An 18,180-nucleotide genomic window follows, 5' to 3' on the forward strand; every position below is an offset into this window, starting at 1 on the left:
TTCGCTCGGGCGGGCTGCAAGGCGCCCGTAGACAGTCACAGGGGGGCCGCCGCCCCTGCCCAAACACCCCCTCCGGACCGCGCTTTGGCGCGGTCGTCCTCCCCCTCCGGGTGAGGAGTGGGGTCACCCCTCGTCGATGCTGATCACCCGGCGGATGTCGTCCCCCAGCAGGCCGACAGCCGACGGATTGCGCACGCCGGGCAGGGCGACGACGTCGAACAGCTCTTTCACCACGCCCTCGATCCGCACCCACTCGACCGTGTCGCCGCTGACCGTGTCGATGACCAGCAGGCCGCAGCGGGCGGTGGCGTCGCGGCTGGCCAGGGCGGCGTCGAGCGGCAGGCCCTGGAAGGTGCGGTTCTCGCGGGCCATGGAGAGGCCGACGATGGCGAAGCGGCCGATGAAGGCCAGGCCGCGGGCATAGCCGGGGCAGAAGGCCACCGGCTGGAACTTGCCGTCCTCGACGAAGCCCAGCTCGCCGGCCCCGGAGTTCAGCACCCACAGCTTGCCGCCGTGCAGGCGCGGCGAATGGGGCATCGAGAGCCCCTCGACCACCCTCTCGTCGGTGGTCACGTCCATGATCATGCCGCCATCGGTGCGCCGGTCGCGCCAGCCGTCGGCGACGTCGGAGCGCGAGACCATGGTGACGTAGCGCGGCTGGCCGTTCTCCATGGCCATGCCGTTCATGTGGCAGCGGTCTTCCGGCGCCAGCTTGGAGATGAAGGGCGGCTTCCACAGCGGCTTGAAGCTGTGGTTGTCGCTGACCGTGGCCAGGCAGGAGAACAGGGTGTTGACGAAGACGATCCGCCCATCGGCGTCGAAGGCCACGTCATGGGCGTCGACATCGCCGGTGAACCAGGAGACGCGCGGCGCATAGATGGTGTCGTTGGGCCCGCCGGACTGGCCGGGCGGGATGACATTGTCGAAGCGGTAGATCTGGTAGTGGGTGGCGAGCGCCAGGGTGCGGGCGTCCGGCGTCGCGGCCAGGCCCATGCAGCGGGCGAAGGTCCGCTCGAAGACGGCCAGCCGACCGGCCTCCTTCAGGCCGATGAAGAACAACTTTCCGGCCTGATACGTGGTGAAGGCCAGGCTGGAGCCGGTTCCGGCCAGCCAGTCGGGAAAGCCCCGCGACGTGGTCAGGGCGAAGGCTTCAGTCGGGACGGCGGCGGGGCCTTGGGCGTCGCCGGGGGCGGCTTCGGTGTCACTCATGAGCGTGTTCTGGCACGGGTCCAGCCGGCTGGCGAGACCCTGTGTGGCTCAAATCAGGGACCGGTCTCGCCGGCCGGGGTCATCGTGTCGGCCAGCCGCCGCACGGCCTCCTTGATCACCTCGCGCCGCCGCGCGGAAATATAGCTGCGCGCGGCCCGCTCGATGCCCCGGGGCAGGGCCTCATCGCCGAACGCTTCGCGCAGGTAGAGCAACTCGTCCGCCACGGCGGTCTCGAACCGCTGACGCTTGCGGCTCAGGAAGGGCGCCAGTCTGGACAGTGGGAACCTGAACATGCCTCTCCTCTGGCCGAAGATTATGACGCCACGCCGACCCCCCTTTGGGCGCCGCTCCCGGCGTGGCTGCGGCGAGGCAGACCTTGCCCGGATTGGGTAGGGGCGGGGAGTGGACTTTTTTGACTGCATTTTTACGGGTGGGCGGCGCTGGCGCCCGTTTAGCGGCCAGGGAAGCCGGGTTGGCGTTCCAACCCCTCTGGCCTAGAAGACCCCTTGCCTGAAAGACGGGACAGCTTTGCCCCGATTACGCTGAGAGACGCATATGGATGACGCCGGTTTCGCCGTTCAGGGCAACGACATCGCGCTGCTGCGGCGATTGGAGGAACGCATCCTCTGGCTGGCCAGTTGGACCATTCACAACGCCAACCATCTGCGCGACAGCCGCGACGGCCTGAAGGTCGGGGGGCATCAGGCGTCCTGCGCTTCGATGACCACCCTGATGACCGCCCTCTATTTCCGCGCCCTGCGGCCCCAGGACCGGGTGGCGGTCAAGCCGCACGCCAGCCCGGTGTTCCACGCCATCCAGCACCTGTTCGGCCGCCAGGACCTGGACCAGCTGCGCAGATTCCGGGCGCTGGGCGGGGCGCAGTCCTATCCCTCGCGCACCAAGGACAGGGACGACGTCGACTTCTCGACCGGTTCGGTGGGGCTGGGGGTCGCCATGACCGCCTTCGCCAGCCTGGCCCAGGACTATCTGGCCGCGCGCGGGGCGGTAAAGCCCGACGCCATGGGCCGGATGATCTCGCTGCTGGGCGACGCGGAGCTGGACGAGGGCAACATCTACGAATGCCTGATCGAGGCCTGCAAGCACGACCTGCGCAACACCTGGTGGATCGTCGACTACAACCGCCAGAGCCTGGACGCGACCACCTCGGACCGCATGTTCACCCGCTATGGCGAGATCTTCGAGGCCGCTGGCTGGAACGTCGAGACGCTGAAATGGTCCAAGCGCCAGCTGGCCGCCTTCGCCAGGCCCGGCGGCGAGGCCCTGCGGACCTGGATCGAGACCGCCCCCAACGACCTCTACTCGGCCCTGACCTATCAGGGCGGCAAGGCCTGGCGCGAGCGGCTGACCGCGGACCTGGTCAAGGACAAGGCGGCGCTGAAACTCATCGCCGGTCTCACCGACGACGACCTGGCCCTGACCATGACCGAGTTGGGCGGCCACTGCCTGGAGACCATCCTGGAGGCCTTCGAGCGGGCCGCCGAGGATGACGCCCCGCGCCTCTTCATCGCCTACACGGTCAAGGGCTGGCGCCTGCCGTTTCAGGGCCACAAGGACAACCATTCGGGCCTGATGACCCCTACCCAGATCGCCGAGCTGCGCAGCCGGCTGGGCGTGGTCGAGGGCGAGGAGTGGGACGTCTTCTCCGGGATCGGCGACAACGAACGCGCCGCCCTGCGCCACACCGTCGACACCGCCCCGTTCGCCGCTCGCACGGACGGCCATCGCGCCTCTGAAACGATTGCCACCCCGGACGCCGACACCCTGCTGAAAGCCGTCGAGGGCGGCGGCGAGCAGTCGACCCAGGCGGCGTTCGGCAAGGTGATGTTCGAGATCGCCAAGACCGCTGACGACTTCTCCGGCCGGGTGGTGACCACCTCGCCGGACGTCACCGTCTCGACCAACCTGGGGGGCTTCGTGAACCGCCGCGGCGTCTTCCATCGCCGCGCCCATGAGGACGTCTTCAAGAACCGCCGCATCCCCTCGGCCCAGGTCTGGGCGATGGCCGAGACCGGCCAGCATATCGAGCTGGGCATCGCCGAGAACAACCTGTTCATCGCGCTCGCCGCCCTTGGCCTGACCGCCCCGCTGTTCGGCGAGCGGCTGTTCCCGGTCGGCACCCTCTATGACCCCTTCATCGCCCGGGGTTTGGATGCGCTGAACTACGCCTGCTACCAGGACGCCCGCTTCCTATTGGTCGCCACCCCGTCCGGTCTGACCCTGGCCCCCGAGGGCGGGGCGCACCAGTCGATCGGCACCCCGTTGATCGGCATGGCCCAGCCCGGCCTGGACAGCTACGAGCCCGCCTTCGCCGACGAGACCGCCGTCCTGATGGCGCACGCTTTCGCCAGGATGCAGGGGGAGGGGGGCGGCTCGACCTATCTGCGCCTCTCCACCCGGGTCATCGACCAGCCGCAGCGCGCCGACGAGGCTTGGCGCCAGGGCGTCATCGACGGCGGCTACTGGCTGAAGCCGCCCGCCCCCGACGCTCGGCTGGCCCTGATCTACAGCGGCGCCATCGCCCCCGAGGCCCTGGCCGCCTTCGAGGCCCTGCTCGAGGACGAGCCGGGCGCTGGCCTGCTGGCCGTCACCTCGCCCGACGTCCTGCACGGCGGCTGGACCGCCGCCGGTCGCTCCCGCTGGACCGGCGGGGCCGGGGCGGTGTCGCCGGCCGAGCGGTTGCTGGAAGCCCTGCCGCTCCAGGCGGCCCTGGTCACGGTGATCGACGGCTCCCCGGCGGCGCTGTCCTGGCTAGGCGCGGTGCGCGGCCAACGCGTCCGGGCTCTGGGGCTGGAGACGTTCGGGCAGTCGGGGGACTTGCCGGACCTGTATGCCAAATACCGGCTGGACGCCGAGGCCATCCTCGACGCCTGCGCCGATCTGCTGGTCTAATCCGACTTAGTGCGTCGCCACCGCCAGATAGGCGATCAGGTCGGTGCGGTCCTTGTCGTTGGCGACGCCCGCGAAGGTCATCTTGGTGCCCGGCAGGTCGGTGCGCGGGCTCTTCAGCCAGCGGTCGAGTTGGCCCGCGTCCCAGGTCCAGCCGGCGGCCTTCATGGCGTCCGAATAGCTATAGCCGGCCAGGGTCCCGGCCTTGCGGCCGAACACGCCGTGCAGGTTGGGCCCGGTGACGTTGGGCCCGCCGGCCGCCAGCGTGTGACAGGACTGGCAGAAGGCGAACTTGGACTGGCCGTTGGCGAGGTCCGCCGTGGCGTAGGCCGGGCCGAGGTCGGCCAGGATCTTGGCCTTGTCGGCGTCGCTGAGCGGCGCCGCGGCCGGCGCGGCGGTCGGCGCCGAGGCGTCGCTGCTGCTGGCGGTGTCGGCCGGCTTGCTACAGGCGGTCAGCAGGGCGGCGGCGCCCAGGGTCAGGATCAGGGTCTGGACGCGCATCGAAGTCTCCGCAAGTCGTGTTCCCACAAGCTCTAGCGCATGGGTTCGGCCTTGCAAGCGCCTGCTCGCATCGGGGCTTGACGCGATATAACCCCAAGGTTACATGTCACCCATAGGTTACTCATCTGCCCGAGAGGCGAAACCATGGCCGACCCCAGCAAACCGACCCCGACTCCCGGTCAGATCGCCGAGCGGCTGCAACGCCGCCGCATCCGGATCATCTGGGCGCAGGCCATCCTGTTTCTGATCATGCAGACGACCTACTACACCAACATGCCCAGCTTCGACGCGCCGTTGCGGCTGGTCGATCAGGTCAAGCTGTCGGCCTTCGCGGTCTGGGCCGTGGCCTTGATGGTGCTGCTGGCCGTCAGCGGCGGCGTCTTCCGCAGCAAGGCCGTGCGGGCTCTGATGGATGACGAATTGACCCGCGCCCACCGCGCCTCGGCCCTGGCCTTGGGCTACTACGCGGCCATGCTGGCGGCGATCGTGCTCTATGTGGTCTCGCAGTACGTGCGGATGAGCGCCCCGGAGGCCATCCACCTGATCGTCAGCGCCGGGGTCCTGGCGCCGATGCTGCGGTTCGTGTTCCTGGAGCGGCGGGCTGAGCGAAGCTAGTCTTCCAATCCCGGCCGCCCACGCCCGCCCTTGATCGTCGCCCGTCGGCTCTTGCCGTCCAGCCGCTTCTGCTTGGCCGCCTTGCTGGGCTTGGTCGGGCGGCGGGGCGGGGGCGGGGGCTGCGCGGCCTTGCGGATCAATTCGGCCAGGCGGTCCAGGGCGTCGGCCTTGTTGCGCTCCTGGGTGCGGAAGCGGTTGGCGGTCAGGACGATGACGCCGTCATTGGTCAGCCGCGAGCCGGCCAGCTTCTGCAGCCGCACGCTGATGTCGTTGGTCAGCGCTGGCGACAGCCGGGCGTCGAAGCGCAGCTGCACCGCCGTCGCCACCTTGTTGACGTTCTGACCGCCCGGCCCCGAGGCGCGGATGAAGGAGAGCTCCACCTCGCTGTCGTCCAGGCTGATCTGATCGGTGATCTCGATCATCGGCCCAGCTTCCGCCGACGGGTTTCCTTCTGCACTGCCTCGTCCAGGGCCTGCAGGAAGCGCGAGCGGGCGGTGCGGTCGAAGGGCGGCGGGCCGCCGGTGATCTCGCCGGTCGAGCGGATGTGCTCCATGATCGCCCGCTGGGCCAGGGCCGAGCCGATGCTGTCGGGCGTGAACGGCCGGCCATCGGGCCGCAGCGCCGCGCCGCCGGCCTTCAGCACCCGGTCGGCCAGGGGGATGTCGTTGGTGATGGCGATATCGCCCTTCAGGATGTTCTCGGCGATCCAGTCGTCGGCGACGTCGGGACCGGCCTCGACCACCACCCGCTCGATCAGCGGGTGGGCGGGAACCATCATGAAACTGTTGGAGACCACGAAGGTCTTCAGGCCATAGCGTTGGGCCACGCGATAGGTCTCGTCCTTCACCGGGCAGGCGTCGGCGTCGATGAACACCCGGATCGGAACGTTCTCGGTCACGGCAGCAGAATCTTCAGCTGCGCCCCGGCGTCGGCGACGGCGTCGCGGGCCTGGGCCGACAGGTGGGTCAGGTTGATAAAGCCGTGCGGCAGGGCGTCGTGGCGGCGGACGATGACGGAAACGCCGGCGGCGGTCAGGGCCTGGCCATAGCGTTCGACGTCGGGCCGCACGGGATCCAGCGGGCCGCCGATCAGCAGCAGGGTGGGCGGCGTGCCCGGGCCGACCGTCTCCATCAGGCTGGGGGCGTCGCAGGTCAGAGCGGTGCGGATATAAGCCACCGCCAGGCGCCCGACGATGCGGCCGTCCCGGAACAGGGTCTCGGCCCAGGCCTCGTCGTCCATGTCGACCAGCGGATAGACCAGGGCCTGGGCGGCGATGGCGCCCGGCCGCCCAGCACTGATTTCGGCGGCGTTGATCTGGGCAGCCGCGGTGGCGGCCAGCCAGCCGCCGGCCGAATCCCCGCCGACCACCACCTTGCCGGCCCCGAAATAGTGGGCGTTGCCCCGCGCCCACTCCATGACCTTCAGGGCGTCGTCGAGCTGGGCCGGGAAGGGGGCGTCGGGGGCCAGGCGGTACGAGGCCGAGATGATCCGCCAGCCGCTGGCGGCGGCCAGCCGGATGCAGAAGGCCTCGTGGGTCATCGGCCCGCCCAGCACGAAGCCGCCGCCATGGAAGAACACCATCAGCGGTCCGCCCGGCTTGGCGTCGTGGGGTAGGTAGAACCGCCCCTTCAGTCCGCCGGCCGCGCCGGGCAGCCGCATCTCGTCGATCCGGGCCAGCCCCGGCAGGCTCTTGTCGCGGCCGGTCAGCAGGTGATTGACCGCCTGGCGCACACGCTCCAGGCCCAGGCCGTGCAGACGGGCGGGCAGGGTGGCGAGGTCTTCCTGGTTCATGAGTCCCCCATGGTGCCGGCTGCAGGAATCGAACCCGCGACCTTCGGTTTACAAAACCGCTGCTCTACCATCTGAGCTAAGCCGGCCTATCGCTTGGGAAACCGCTTATGCCGCAGGCCGGGCGGCCTGGAAAGGCTTGGCCTGCTTCCGTTTTCCCCCGCGCCCCTCTATATGCGCAGCCCCATGGCTCGCATCCTGATCACCTCCGCCCTCCCGTACATCAACGGCGTCAAGCACCTGGGCAACCTGGTGGGCTCGATGCTGCCGGCGGACGTGTTCGCGCGCTTCCAGCGCTCGCGGGGCCATGAGGTGCTCTATATCTGCGCCACCGACGAGCACGGCACCCCGGCCGAGCTGGCCGCCGCCGCGGCCGGCCAGGACGTGCGCACCTATTGCGACGAGCAGCACACCATCCAGCATGACCTGTCGCGCGGGTTCGGCCTGTCGTTCGACTGGTTCGGCCGCAGCTCCAATCCGCCCAATCACCGCCTGACCCAGCATTTCGCCGAAGTCCTGGAGGCCAAGGGGCTGATCGAGGAGCGGACCGACAAGATGGTCTACTCGCTCACCGATAGGCGCTTCCTGCCCGACCGTTACGTCGAGGGAACCTGCCCCAGGTGCGGCTTCGAAAAGGCGCGCGGCGATCAGTGCGACAATTGCGGATCGCTCCTGGACCCGATCGACCTGATCAACCCCTACTCGGCCATCTCCGGCTCGCGCGACATCGAGGTGCGCGACACCCGCCATCTCTATCTCCTGCAGAGCAAACTGCAGGACCGCATCAGGGCCTGGGTCGACTCCAAGGCCGCCGACTGGCCTCTGCTGACCAAGTCCATCGCCTACAAGCACCTGGACGAGGGGCTGATCGACCGGGGCATCACCCGCGACCTGGAATGGGGCATTCCGGTCATCAAGGATGGCCTGCCGCGCGCCGGGTTCGAGGACAAGGTCTTCTATGTCTGGTTCGACGCTCCGATCGAGTACATCGCCGCCACCGAGGAGTGGGCTGAGGCGACCGGGGGGAACTGGGAGCGCTGGTGGCGCACCGACAAGGGCGCGGGCGACGTCGAATACGTCCAGTTCATGGGCAAGGACAACGTCGCCTTCCACACCGTCAGCTTTCCGGTGACCCTGCTGGGCTCGGAGGAGCCGTGGAAGTCGGTCGACCGGCTCAAGGCCTTCAACTGGCTGAACTGGTACGGCGGCAAGTTCTCGACCAGCGGCAAGCGCGGGGTGTTCATGGACACCGCCCTGGAACTGCTGCCGGCCGACCTGTGGCGCTGGTACCTGTTGTCCAACGCCCCGGAAGGGTCCGACACCGCCTTCACCTGGGAGCAGTTCCAGGGCGCGGTGAACAAGGACCTGGCCGACGTGCTGGGCAATTTCGTCAACCGCATCGCCAAGTTCTGCGAGAGCAAGTTCGAGGGCGTCGTGCCCGAGGGCGGCGAGCCGGGACCGCGCGAGCAGCAACTCTACGCCGACATCGGCGCCGGCCTGACCCAGCTCGACGAGGCCCTGCAGGGCATCGAGATCCGCAAGGCCGCCCAGGCGCTGCGGGCCTTGTGGGTGCTGGGCAACGAGTATCTGCAGGAAGCCGCCCCCTGGACGGCCATCAAGACCGACCGCGACCGGGCGGCCGTGGTGGTGCGCACGGGACTGAACCTGGCGGCCTTCTACGCGCGGGTGTCGGCGCCCTTCATCCCCTGGGCTTCGGAAGCCGTCTGCGACGCCCTGGGCCAGCCCTGGCCGCCGCAATGGCCCTCGCAGGACATCGCCGCCGAACTCAACAGGCTGACCCCCGGGGCGGCGATGCGCGCGCCCGACGTGCTGTTCAAGAAGATCGAGGACGAGCAGGTCGCCGAGTGGACCGAGCGGTTCAAGGGCGAGGAAGGGTAGGGGGCGGCGCCCCTACCTCTTCTCGAACTCGCGCTGTTCCCCAGGCCCGATGTCGCCGATGTCGGGCATGTACTGGTTGTAGACCGCGGTCCTGTCCATGCGGACCACCACCTCGCGGTGACCTTCCCAGATCATCCGGACGGCGATGATGAATACGAACAGCAGGCCCAGATAGCCCAGCCAGCGCCAGCGGTGCAGCAGCTTGGCGATGGCATGGGCGGCCAGGCCCATCAGGGTCACCGAGGCCAGCAGGCCGATCAGCAGCACCCACGGATACTGCCGGGCCGCCCCGGCCACGGCCAGGACGTTGTCCAGCGACATCGAGACGTCGGCGACCAGGATCTGGATCAGGGCCTGGCGCAGGGTCTTGGTCGGGGCGGTGATGGCCACGCCCTCGGCGTCGACATTGGCGGGCTCGTGCATGTCCCGCCACATCTTCCAGCAGACCCAGAGCAGCAACACGCCGCCGGCCAGCAACAGGCCGATGATCTTCAAAAGCTGCACGGCCACCATGGCGAAGCCGATCAGCAGCACCACCGCCCCGGCCAGGCCGTAGACGATGGCCTGGCGCCGCTGCTTGGGCGGCAGGCCGGCCGCGGCCATGCCCACGGCCACGGCGTTGTCGCCGGCCAGGGTCAGGTCGATCAGCAGGACGGTGAAAAGCGCGGAGAGCGGCCCGGCCCAGGTTCCGGCGTGGGCGTTGAGGAATTCGATCATGGTTTCACATGCGCGAGCCGCCGGCCCTGTTCAAGGGGCCGGCGGCCGCTGCGGTCAGGAAACACGCGCGATCCCTGCGGATCAGGCGTGTTCGTGCTCGTGGTGATCCTTGTGGGCGTGGTCGTCATGCCCATGGTGATCGTCGTGGCCATGATGGTCATGGCCGTCGGTGGTCTCGGCCAGCGGGGCCGCGGCGGCATGATCGTCATGACCATGGTGACCGTGATCGTCGTGACCATCCGTGACCGCTGCGACCGAGTGGTCGTCGTGGCCGGAGTCGGGCGTCGTGGTGGCATACATGCCTAGCGGGGCAGGATCGGAGCCGTGATCGCCCTGGGCGTGGTGGTCGTCGCGCCCATGCGCATCGTGGCTGTGGTCGCCGGTCTCGGCCAGGGGGGCGGCGACGCCATGGTTGTCATGGCCGTGATCGTCGTGATGGCCGTGGTCGTCGTGGCCATGCGCATCATGCCCATGATCATCATGACCAGCCTCGGCCAGCGGCGCGACGGCGCTGTGGTCGTCATGGCCGTGGTTGTCGTGGCTGTGGTCGTCATGATGGCCATGATCGTCTTGGCCATGAGCGTCGGAGCCATGAGCGTCGTCATGATGCTCGTCATGGGCATGGGCGGCGGCGGCGCCCAAGGCGGCCCCGCCGGCGGCGGCGATCATCGGGTTGACGTAGCCATGGTTGTCGTCGTGGTGATCGTCCTTGGCCGCGAGGGCCGGTTCCGGCTCCATCTCGTTGCGGCCGTAGTCGGTCATGGTGCGGTATTTGCGGCGGCGCTCGGCGCGGGCGCGGCTGGCGCCGGCTCCCCGGGCGACCATCCACAGCACGATGAGGGCGATGAGACCGATCAGGGCGGCCGTGACGTTGCTGGTCTTGGCCTTGATCCCGCCCAGGTCGAGGGTGGGCATACCCGGCCAGCTGAGGCCGTCCAGGCTGAAGCGGGGCATCTTGAAGCCCTTGGCCTTCGCCTTGGCGTCGTCGACGGCCCCGGCCACGGCCTGTTCCAGGCTGGCCAGCGAGAAGGTCACGGGCGCGCCCTTGCCCTTCAGGGTCCCGTCGACATCGGCCCGCAGGGGCGACTTCTCGCCGGTCCCCGGCTTGACCTGCCAGTCGAAGCTGGTGGCCTGGCCGGCGGCGAGCGGCTTGGTCTGCTTGCCGGGCGGGTCGATGACATAGCCCTGGCCCGAGAGGGTGGCGCTGACCTCGGCCTTCCTGGCCTGCTTGGTCAGGCCCAGCTTGGCGGCCTCACGCTGGATGATGCCCAGCAGGTCTTGCGGCAGGGTCAGGGTGACCTTGGACGGCTGGCCCTTGGAGAGGGCGTCCGGCACGGTCAGGGTCGCACCCTTGGTGGCCTCGCCCTTGACGGCCGCCGACAGCTTGTCGGCCGGGGTCATCGGGGCGGCGGGCGGCGGGGCGGGCGTGACGGCCGGCGCGGGCGGGGCCACGGCGGCGGGCGCCGGCGTATAGGTGGGCTTGGGCGCGGGGGCCGGGGCGACCGGCGCAGCCGGCTTATAGGCCACGGTCGGCGCGGGCTTGGGCGCTGGCCGAACGACGGGCGCGGCACCGTAGGAAGGCGCGCCGTAATAGCTGCGGCGGCGGGCCGGGGCTGTGGCGGCCCGGGCGGCGTAGCGGGTCGGATAGACGCGGCGGCGCTCGGCCGGGCTCATATCCTCGGGATTGGCGATGGGGTCCATGGCCACGACGGTCATGCCGTCAGGCCGCGTCCAGGTCCGGAAGCCCTTGCCCTTCTTGGTCGCGACGCCCTTGCAGCGGTCGCCGTAGATCTTGAGGCACTGCTCCAGCGGCATCTGGTTCGGATTGGCGATGGGCGCCATGCCGGCATAGTCGGCGCCGGCGGTCGGGCCGCCGGCCAGGCCGCTGTCCTCGGCGCGGCGACGGGCCGGCGGGGTGGGGCCACCCGACAGGGTCGCCTGCGGGGCCGATCCATAGGAAGAAGGCGGCGGCGTGCTGTAGCCGTCGTCGGGCTGCGCTCCACAACCGTTCAACACCATGAAGGCCGCGCTGGACACCACACAAGCGGCCAGCCTTGCCCAACTCCTCGCCATCGGAACCCCCGAACCCATGTCGACAAAACGGCGGAGCACTGTCTCCGCCGCCTATCCGACGGAACCAAATCACGCATCTGCGACAGTTGGAACCGTAATTTTCAGATTTCAGTAACCACTTCGCCTGTGGGGCGAGCGCTGGGGAGGTTTCAGTCGCGATTTCGGGCAGTTGGGGTCAGAACGTGCACTGAGCTTTGGTTAGGCCGAACCGCTCTTTCAGGATTTCCGGCCTATTCCGGGCCGGCTGGCCTCATAGAGTGCGATGGCGGCGGCGTTGGAGACGTTCAGGCTCTCGAAGCCACCCGGCATGGGGATGCGCGCCAGAATGTCGCAGTGCTCGGCGACCAGCCGGCGGATGCCTTCGCCTTCCGATCCGAGCACCAGCACGGTGGCGCTGCCTTCGAGGGCATCGGCCAGGTCCGTGTCGGCCGCGCCGTCCAGCCCCACCACCTTCCAGCCCAGCTCGGAGAGCCGCTCCAGGGCGCGGGAGAGGTTGACGACCGAGGCGTGGTCGATCTGGTCGACGGCGCCGGCGGCGGCCTTGGCGAGGGCGCCGGTCAGGGGCGGGGCGTTGCGGTCCTGCAGAATGATTCCCTTGGCCCCGAAGGCGGCGGCCGAGCGGAAGATGGCCCCGACATTCTGCGGGTCGGTGATCTGGTCCAGCATGACCAGCACCCCCTTGGCGGGCGAGCCGATGGCGTCGATGTCGGACCCCTCCAGCGGCTCGGGCTTCATGGCCAGGCCCTGGTGCACCGCGCCCTGGGGCAGGTAGCGGGCGATCTCCTGGGCCTCCAGGATCTCCAAATTCTTGTGGCCGCTCAGCTTTTTGGCCCGGTCGGCCGTCGCCACCAGGCGGCGCGGCTCGCCCCGTTTGGGGTTGGCGAGCGCCGCTTCGACCGCGTGCACGCCCCACAGCCAGTCCTTGCCGTCGCCATGGGCGGCCTTTCCCCGAGGGGCATTCGGCCCCCGGTCGAGCCTCGGTTTGAAGCCTTTTTTCCGGTCGTTGCGTTCATGGGGGGACGACACTATAAGACGCGCTCCGATTTGGGGCCCCGGCCTTTTCCGCACCTGCGGAGGGCCTGGACGCCAAGGATGGAATGCCTGAAAGCGCGCTTGGGGGAATGTCCCGAGCGGCAAAGGGGGCGGACTGTAAATCCGCTGCGTAAGCTTCGAAGGTTCGAGTCCTTCTTCCCCCACCACGCGTGCTTTCAAGGTCTTCCGTTTTTGGCAGTTCCGAACGAACGAACGGGAGATTCTTTGATCCCTGCCCGCTCAGGCAGGCGGGTATAGCACAGTGGTAGTGCAGCAGCCTTCCAAGCTGAGGATGCGGGTTCGATTCCCGCTACCCGCTCCAAAGCCCACTCTCTATATACACGCCCCAATTCACCCTCGCTGACACCTCAAGGTTCCAAGAACGATGGCCAAGGAAAAATTCGAACGCACCAAGCCGCATTGCAACATCGGCACGATCGGTCACGTTGACCATGGCAAGACGACGCTGACGGCGGCGATCACCATGATCCTGGCCAAGACGGGTGGTGCGACGGCGAAGAAGTATGAGGACATCGACGCCGCGCCTGAGGAGAAGGCGCGCGGGATCACCATCAACACCGCGCACGTGGAATATGAGACGGCCAACCGTCACTACGCCCACGTCGACTGCCCCGGGCACGCCGACTATGTGAAGAACATGATCACGGGCGCGGCGCAGATGGACGGCGCGATCCTGGTGGTGTCGGCGGCCGACGGCCCCATGCCCCAGACCCGCGAGCACATCCTGCTGGCCCGTCAGGTCGGCGTGCCGGCCCTGGTGGTCTACATGAACAAGGTGGACCTGGTCGACGACGAGGAGCTCCTCGAGCTCGTTGAGATGGAAGTCCGCGAGCTGCTCAGCAGCTACAACTTCCCGGGCGACGACATTCCGATCGTCAAGGGTTCGGCCAAGGTCGCCATCGACGGCGGCGACGCCAAGATCGGCGAAGACTCGATCCTGGAGCTGATGACCCAGGTCGACGCCTACATCCCGCAGCCGGAACGTCCGCTGGACATGCCGTTCCTGATGCCGGTGGAAGACGTCTTCTCGATCTCGGGCCGCGGCACGGTGGTGACCGGCCGGGTCGAAAAGGGCATCGTCAAGGTCGGCGAGGAAGTCGAGATCGTCGGCATCCGCCCCGTCCAGAAGACGGTCTGCACCGGCGTGGAAATGTTCCGCAAGCTGCTGGACCAAGGGCAAGCCGGCGACAACGTCGGGGTGCTGCTGCGCGGCACCAAGCGTGAAGACGTCGAACGTGGCCAGGTGCTCTGCAAGCCGGGTTCGATCACCCCGCACACCGAGTTCACCGCCGAGGCCTACATCCTGACCAAGGAAGAGGGCGGCCGTCACACGCCGTTCTTCACCAACTACCGTCCGCAGTTCTACTTCCGCACCACGGACGTGACCGGCATCATCCACCTGAAGGAAGGTGTCGAGATGATCATGCCCGGCGACAACGCCGAGCTGAACGTCGAGCTGATCACCCCGATCGCCATGGACCAGGGCCTGCGCTTCGCCATCCGCGAAGGCGGCCGCACCGTCGGCGCCGGCGTCGTGGCCAAGATCATCAAGTAGGGTTCTTCACCCCGCTGAACGAACAGAACCCCGGCGGGCAACCGCCGGGGTTTTTGATTCTCCGGGTCCCAGGCTAGGCTGCGCCCCCAGCCAGGAGACTCCCATGCAACGGATGCTGACCGCGGCGCTGCTGGCCCTGGCCATGCCGGCGATGGCCCAGGCCGCCGGGGCCGCGGCGACGTTCAAGCTGTTCGAAACCGTCTGTCTCGCCCATCAGACCAGCCTGGCCGACGCCGCCGCCGAAGCGCGGAGCAGGGGGTTCAAGTCGACGTCGCTCGACGACGAGGCCCTGCTGGCCAGGGGCGGCATGGTCCAGCTGGATGGCAAGCTCGGAAGCGAGCCGATCAGTGTCCTGCTCGGGCGGGACGACTTCGATCTGCTGGGCGGCAAGGTGCGCAATATCGTCTGCCTGGTCCGGCAGGACCGGTTGCTGCGGGCCGACCTGTTTTTCGCTGTCCGCCGATGGGTCGGCTTCGAGCCCAGCGAGCGCTCCGAAACCCAGGACGTCTATGGCTATCGCCAGGCCGCCAAGACCCGCACAGCCCTGGCCAGCGAACCCGCCGCCATGCGGTCGGCCATCGACGCGGGTGAATATCGCCAGCTCTCCGTCTTCGTCGAGGAGGAGGCGACCGTGCTGATGATCACCAGCTCGGCCTGGCTGACCACCCCGCCAGACCCATAGCAGTGTGGCCTGCCTCCCATGCGAAATCCGCGAGGGCGATGACATCGTCGGCTCCAGCCTGCCGCCTAGCGGCCCAGGCCGGGTAGCGCGATGTTGACACCATAAGTGTCGTAAGGTTGTGTTTCTCTCCTATCAAAGGGAGGGGGACATGGGCAACCAACTGATCTGCGCGCACCGGGGGCAGCCGGGCGACGAGACCTTGTACTGGGCTACGAACGCCGGCAACGGCTGGAGCCGCGACACGGCCTTCTCCAACGGCGCGCGGAGCGATGCCGGACCGGCCTTGGTCAACTTCAACGGCACGCTCTACTGCGTGCATCGCGGCGAGCAGGGCGACGCCAGCCTGTGGTGGTCCACCTTCGACCCCGGCTCGGGTCAGTGGAGCCCCGACCAGCAGTTCACCAACGGCAACCAGACCAACGCCGGCCCCGCCCTGTGCGTCTTCCAGGGCGTGCTCTACTGCGTCCACAAGGGCAACAACGACAACTGGATGTGGTTCTGCACCTTCGATCCCGGCTCGCAGACCTGGAGCGAGGACCAGCCCTTCACCAACAACAACCAGACCAGCTGCCAGCCGGCGCTGTTCAACATCGCCGACCAGGCCTTCTACTGCGTCCATAAGGGCAACAACGACAATAACCTCTGGTGGTGCCAGTGGACCGGCGGCGACTGGACGGCGGACAACCAGTTCAGTGGGGGCAACCAGACCTGTTCGGCGCCGGCCGTGACGACGTTCGGCGGCACGGCCGTCTGCGTGCACCGCGGCGGCGCCGACGAGAATCTTTGGTGGTGTCAATGGACCGGCACGGGTTGGACCGACGACGTCCAGGTGCAGGGCGGCGCGGTCAGCAGCGCCGGCCCAGGCATCGCGGCCTATGGCGGCTATCTGGCCTGCGTCCATGTGCTGGGGCTGAACCGGGATTCAAGCGCCGATCCCAACGCGTCCAACGTCTATCTGGGTCAGGTCGACGGGGCGCTGGGGGGCGCCGGGGCGATCACGATGGTGTTGCCGCTGATCGGCCAGACGATCGGCGCCGCCATGCTGGCCAACGCCCAGGAGGCGACCGATTCCAACCTGGCCTTCACCACGGTGGACAGCCTCGGAGGGACCTGGAACCAGGACTGTCTGCTCGGCAAGAGCAACATGACCAGCGACACCCCGGCGCTGGCGGTGGTCAACTTCCCTTAGCGCCTTGTCGGGAACATCCACAGATACTGGCTGACCCGTGGCCGGGCCGCGCGGTTGGGGCTGCCGCCGTGGGGCAGGGCGCCGTGCCAGATGATCAGGTCGCCGGCCTTGCCGGGAATGGGGCGGGCGCCGAGGGCCTGCAGATCCTGGACCTGCGGATCGACGCCCGGCGGCAGGCTGGCCAGCCAGGCGTCGATGCGGTGGTGAAAGCCGGGGACGCAGGTGAAGGCGCCCTGATCGGCAGCCGTGTCGGTCAGATAGAGCACGGCCTGGGTCGTGAAGGCGACGGGGCTCTTCAGTGCGCAGTCCCAGTGCAGGCCGGGGCCTGGAAAGGGCTGGCCGGGCCGTTCGGGCGGATTGAAACCGATGCGGTCCGTCGTCATCCACAGGTCAGCCGTCCCCCAGAGCTGGGCAAAGGCCTTGTGGATGCGGGGTGAGCGGCGGGCGGCCTCGAAGCTGGGATGCTGGAAGGCCTGCAGCATGGCGCCGTGGGTGCGCACGGGCCGCTCGGCGGCGCGATACCAGCTGGCCGGGTCGTCAGGTTCGGCCCGGGCGAAGTCGTGCACGGCCTGGGCGGCGGCGGCGCAGGCGTCGTCGTCGATGGCCTGGTTCAGGATGAGATAGCCATGCTCGTCCCAGTGGGCGAGGTCGGTCGCCGACAGCACGTCAGGCGCGGCCTCGAGGGCGGCCAGCCGGGGGGCGGCAGCCGGCGGGATCGGCTGGCCGCGGACGGCGGCGTTGATTCGCTGGATGTCATCGGACGAGCGGGGGCCAGCGGTTTCCAGGATCCAGGCCTCCAGCGCCTCGAAGCTGGGCCGGGTCCCCAGAAACCCCGCCATCGGCTCCAGGCCGACGCCCAGCGCATGGCTGATCAGGAAGTCGCGATGCCGCTCCTCGGGGTCGACCGGATAGACCTCACCCACCATGCGGCCGAGCGCGCGGGCCCACAGCCGCTGGAGTTGGAAGACGCCCAGCGCCCCGACCGCGTCGATCGGGGGCAGGGTGGCGGTCTCCATGACCATCCTGTCATGACCTCGAATTAAGCTGTGTTTCCCGGCGGCCGGGCCTAGCGTCCCCATAGCAGATCGCATTCAGGGGAGAACTTCGATGCGCGCACTCATGACTCTTGGCGCAGTCGCCGCCGCGCTTCTCGCCGCCGGCGCGGCCCAGGCCGCCCCCTCCGTCCAGGTCAAGGACGCCGTCGCCCGGGTGGTGGTCATCCCCGAGGCGCGCTCCGACATCCTGGTTGAATTCCAGACCAAGAACGCCAGCCTGCCGCTCACGGTCAGGACCGAGGGCGACAAGACCATCGTCGACGGCGGCCTGGGCTGGAACAGGGTCAACAGCTGCAACACCATCAACGGCGTCACCAGCGTGCATGTCACGGGCGTGGGCAACGTCGCCTGGGCCGACATGCCGCAGATCATCATCCACACCCCGATGGACGTCGATCTCGGCGCCGGCGGGGCGGTGTTCGGCAGCATTGGCCGGGCCAGTTCCGTCGGCCTGAATAACGCCGGCTGCGGCGATTGGACGGTGGCCAATGTCGACGGTCTGCTCAAGATCAACGAAGCCGGTTCGGGCGACGTCAAGGCCGGGACCGCCGGCGCGACCAGGATCAATATCGCCGGCAGTGGCGATGTCGACACCCAGGGTGTCGGCGGCAACGCCGATGTCGCCATCGCCGGCTCGGGCGACGTCAAGATTGCCTGGCTGACCGGCAACCTGTCCGCCAAGATCGCCGGCTCGGGCGACGTCACCGTCAACGGCGGCGCGGCCAAGGCCGTCTCGGCCTCCATTCTTGGCTCGGGCGATGTGAAGTTCAACGGCGACGCTGGCGCGGTCTCGGCCAAGATCGCCGGCTCGGGCGACGTGCGCCTGCTGCGGGTCTCCGGCCCGATCAGCAAGTCGGTGGCCGGCTCTGGCTCGGTCTATGTCGGCGACAAGAATGTCTCCGACAAGGACGATGACGACGACGACAACTAGTCGTCC

Annotated in this window: 17 protein-coding genes and 3 tRNA genes; 9 read left to right on the top strand and 11 right to left on the bottom strand. The window is 68.5% G+C overall.

Annotation, left to right across the window (positions count from 1 at the left end):
- Window positions 1-123 precede the first annotated feature (123 nt).
- Together QO010_RS02380 and QO010_RS02385 are read right to left on the bottom strand one after the other, a co-directional pair.
- Window positions 124-1,209 carry a TIGR03032 family protein gene (locus tag QO010_RS02380; RefSeq protein ID WP_307345422.1) on the bottom strand — a complete coding sequence of 362 codons (1,086 nt, stop codon included), beginning with the start codon at window positions 1,207-1,209 and terminating at the stop codon, window positions 124-126.
- A 53-nt stretch (window positions 1,210-1,262) separates the two neighbouring features.
- Entirely contained in the window at window positions 1,263-1,502 is a 240-nt protein-coding gene (locus QO010_RS02385) for a hypothetical protein (RefSeq protein WP_307345424.1), read from the bottom strand.
- 262 nt (window positions 1,503-1,764) lie between these two features.
- Here QO010_RS02385 and QO010_RS02390 point away from each other — a divergent pair, with 262 nt between their 5' ends.
- On the top strand, window positions 1,765-4,119 hold the full coding sequence (locus QO010_RS02390; protein ID WP_307345426.1) for a thiamine pyrophosphate-binding protein: 2,355 nt from the start codon (window positions 1,765-1,767) through the stop codon (window positions 4,117-4,119).
- Window positions 4,120-4,125: 6 nt separating this feature from the next.
- Here the strand turns inward: QO010_RS02390 and QO010_RS02395 are convergent, their stop codons facing one another.
- Window positions 4,126-4,617 (bottom strand): c-type cytochrome, encoded by a 492-nt coding sequence (locus tag QO010_RS02395; protein WP_307345429.1) that lies wholly within the window; start codon window positions 4,615-4,617, stop codon window positions 4,126-4,128.
- Window positions 4,618-4,761: 144 nt separating this feature from the next.
- Here QO010_RS02395 and QO010_RS02400 point away from each other — a divergent pair, with 144 nt between their 5' ends.
- Window positions 4,762-5,232 carry a hypothetical protein gene (locus QO010_RS02400; RefSeq protein WP_307345432.1) on the top strand — a complete coding sequence of 157 codons (471 nt, stop codon included), beginning with the start codon at window positions 4,762-4,764 and terminating at the stop codon, window positions 5,230-5,232.
- On the opposite strand, the gene arfB is transcribed toward QO010_RS02400, so the two are convergent.
- The 4 genes from arfB to QO010_RS02420 all read right to left on the bottom strand — a co-directional run bounded on the left by arfB (window position 5,229) and on the right by QO010_RS02420 (window position 7,109).
- Window positions 5,229-5,654 (bottom strand): alternative ribosome rescue aminoacyl-tRNA hydrolase ArfB, encoded by a 426-nt coding sequence (gene arfB, locus QO010_RS02405; RefSeq protein ID WP_307345435.1) that lies wholly within the window; start codon window positions 5,652-5,654, stop codon window positions 5,229-5,231. The two genes, QO010_RS02400 and arfB, sit on opposite strands and share 4 nt — an antisense overlap.
- Entirely contained in the window at window positions 5,651-6,112 is a 462-nt protein-coding gene (locus tag QO010_RS02410) for a YaiI/YqxD family protein (protein WP_370873719.1), read from the bottom strand. Before QO010_RS02410 ends, arfB begins: the two co-directional genes overlap by 4 nt.
- A gap of 14 nt (window positions 6,113-6,126) precedes the next feature.
- Window positions 6,127-7,023, bottom strand: a complete 897-nt coding sequence (locus QO010_RS02415) for an alpha/beta hydrolase (RefSeq protein WP_307345439.1) — start codon at window positions 7,021-7,023, stop codon at window positions 6,127-6,129.
- A 10-nt stretch (window positions 7,024-7,033) separates the two neighbouring features.
- A tRNA-Thr gene (locus QO010_RS02420) sits at window positions 7,034-7,109 on the bottom strand.
- 97 nt (window positions 7,110-7,206) lie between these two features.
- On the opposite strand from QO010_RS02420, the gene metG reads away from it, so the two are divergent.
- Complete coding sequence (metG, locus tag QO010_RS02425; RefSeq protein ID WP_307345442.1) at window positions 7,207-8,919, top strand: methionine--tRNA ligase; 1,713 nt, start codon at window positions 7,207-7,209, stop codon at window positions 8,917-8,919.
- Between the two features lie 12 nt (window positions 8,920-8,931).
- On the opposite strand, the gene QO010_RS02430 is transcribed toward metG, so the two are convergent.
- From QO010_RS02430 to rlmB, 3 genes are all read right to left on the bottom strand, one after another.
- Complete coding sequence (locus QO010_RS02430; RefSeq protein WP_307345445.1) at window positions 8,932-9,636, bottom strand: YjbE family putative metal transport protein; 705 nt, start codon at window positions 9,634-9,636, stop codon at window positions 8,932-8,934.
- Window positions 9,637-9,717: 81 nt separating this feature from the next.
- Window positions 9,718-11,673, bottom strand: coding sequence for a stalk-specific protein X (locus QO010_RS02435; RefSeq protein ID WP_307345448.1), 1,956 nt, complete (start codon window positions 11,671-11,673; stop codon window positions 9,718-9,720).
- Window positions 11,674-11,925: 252 nt separating this feature from the next.
- Window positions 11,926-12,735, bottom strand: coding sequence for a 23S rRNA (guanosine(2251)-2'-O)-methyltransferase RlmB (gene rlmB / locus QO010_RS02440; RefSeq protein ID WP_370873704.1), 810 nt, complete (start codon window positions 12,733-12,735; stop codon window positions 11,926-11,928).
- A gap of 89 nt (window positions 12,736-12,824) precedes the next feature.
- Here rlmB and QO010_RS02445 point away from each other — a divergent pair.
- The 5 genes from QO010_RS02445 to QO010_RS02465 all read left to right on the top strand — a co-directional run bounded on the left by QO010_RS02445 (window position 12,825) and on the right by QO010_RS02465 (window position 16,188).
- Window positions 12,825-12,908, top strand: a tRNA-Tyr gene (locus tag QO010_RS02445).
- Between the two features lie 81 nt (window positions 12,909-12,989).
- Window positions 12,990-13,063 (top strand) — tRNA-Gly (locus QO010_RS02450).
- A 63-nt stretch (window positions 13,064-13,126) separates the two neighbouring features.
- A complete protein-coding gene (gene tuf, locus QO010_RS02455; protein WP_307345450.1) occupies window positions 13,127-14,317 on the top strand; it encodes an elongation factor Tu in 1,191 nt (396 codons plus the stop codon).
- Window positions 14,318-14,420: 103 nt separating this feature from the next.
- Window positions 14,421-14,999, top strand: a complete 579-nt coding sequence (locus QO010_RS02460) for a hypothetical protein (RefSeq protein WP_307345453.1) — start codon at window positions 14,421-14,423, stop codon at window positions 14,997-14,999.
- 148 nt (window positions 15,000-15,147) lie between these two features.
- Window positions 15,148-16,188, top strand: coding sequence for a hypothetical protein (locus tag QO010_RS02465; protein WP_307345455.1), 1,041 nt, complete (start codon window positions 15,148-15,150; stop codon window positions 16,186-16,188).
- On the opposite strand, the gene QO010_RS02470 is transcribed toward QO010_RS02465, so the two are convergent.
- On the bottom strand, window positions 16,185-17,204 hold the full coding sequence (locus tag QO010_RS02470) for a phytanoyl-CoA dioxygenase family protein (RefSeq protein ID WP_307345456.1): 1,020 nt from the start codon (window positions 17,202-17,204) through the stop codon (window positions 16,185-16,187). The two genes, QO010_RS02465 and QO010_RS02470, sit on opposite strands and share 4 nt — an antisense overlap.
- 103 nt (window positions 17,205-17,307) lie before the next feature.
- On the opposite strand from QO010_RS02470, the gene QO010_RS02475 reads away from it, so the two are divergent.
- The gene (locus QO010_RS02475) at window positions 17,308-18,174 is read left to right on the top strand and encodes a GIN domain-containing protein (RefSeq protein ID WP_307345458.1); all 867 of its coding nucleotides are present in this window, start codon (window positions 17,308-17,310) and stop codon (window positions 18,172-18,174) included.
- Window positions 18,175-18,180 lie beyond the last annotated feature (6 nt).

This window comes from Caulobacter ginsengisoli (genome assembly GCF_030814835.1).
Taxonomy (GTDB): Bacteria; Pseudomonadota; Alphaproteobacteria; order Caulobacterales; family Caulobacteraceae; genus Caulobacter; species Caulobacter ginsengisoli.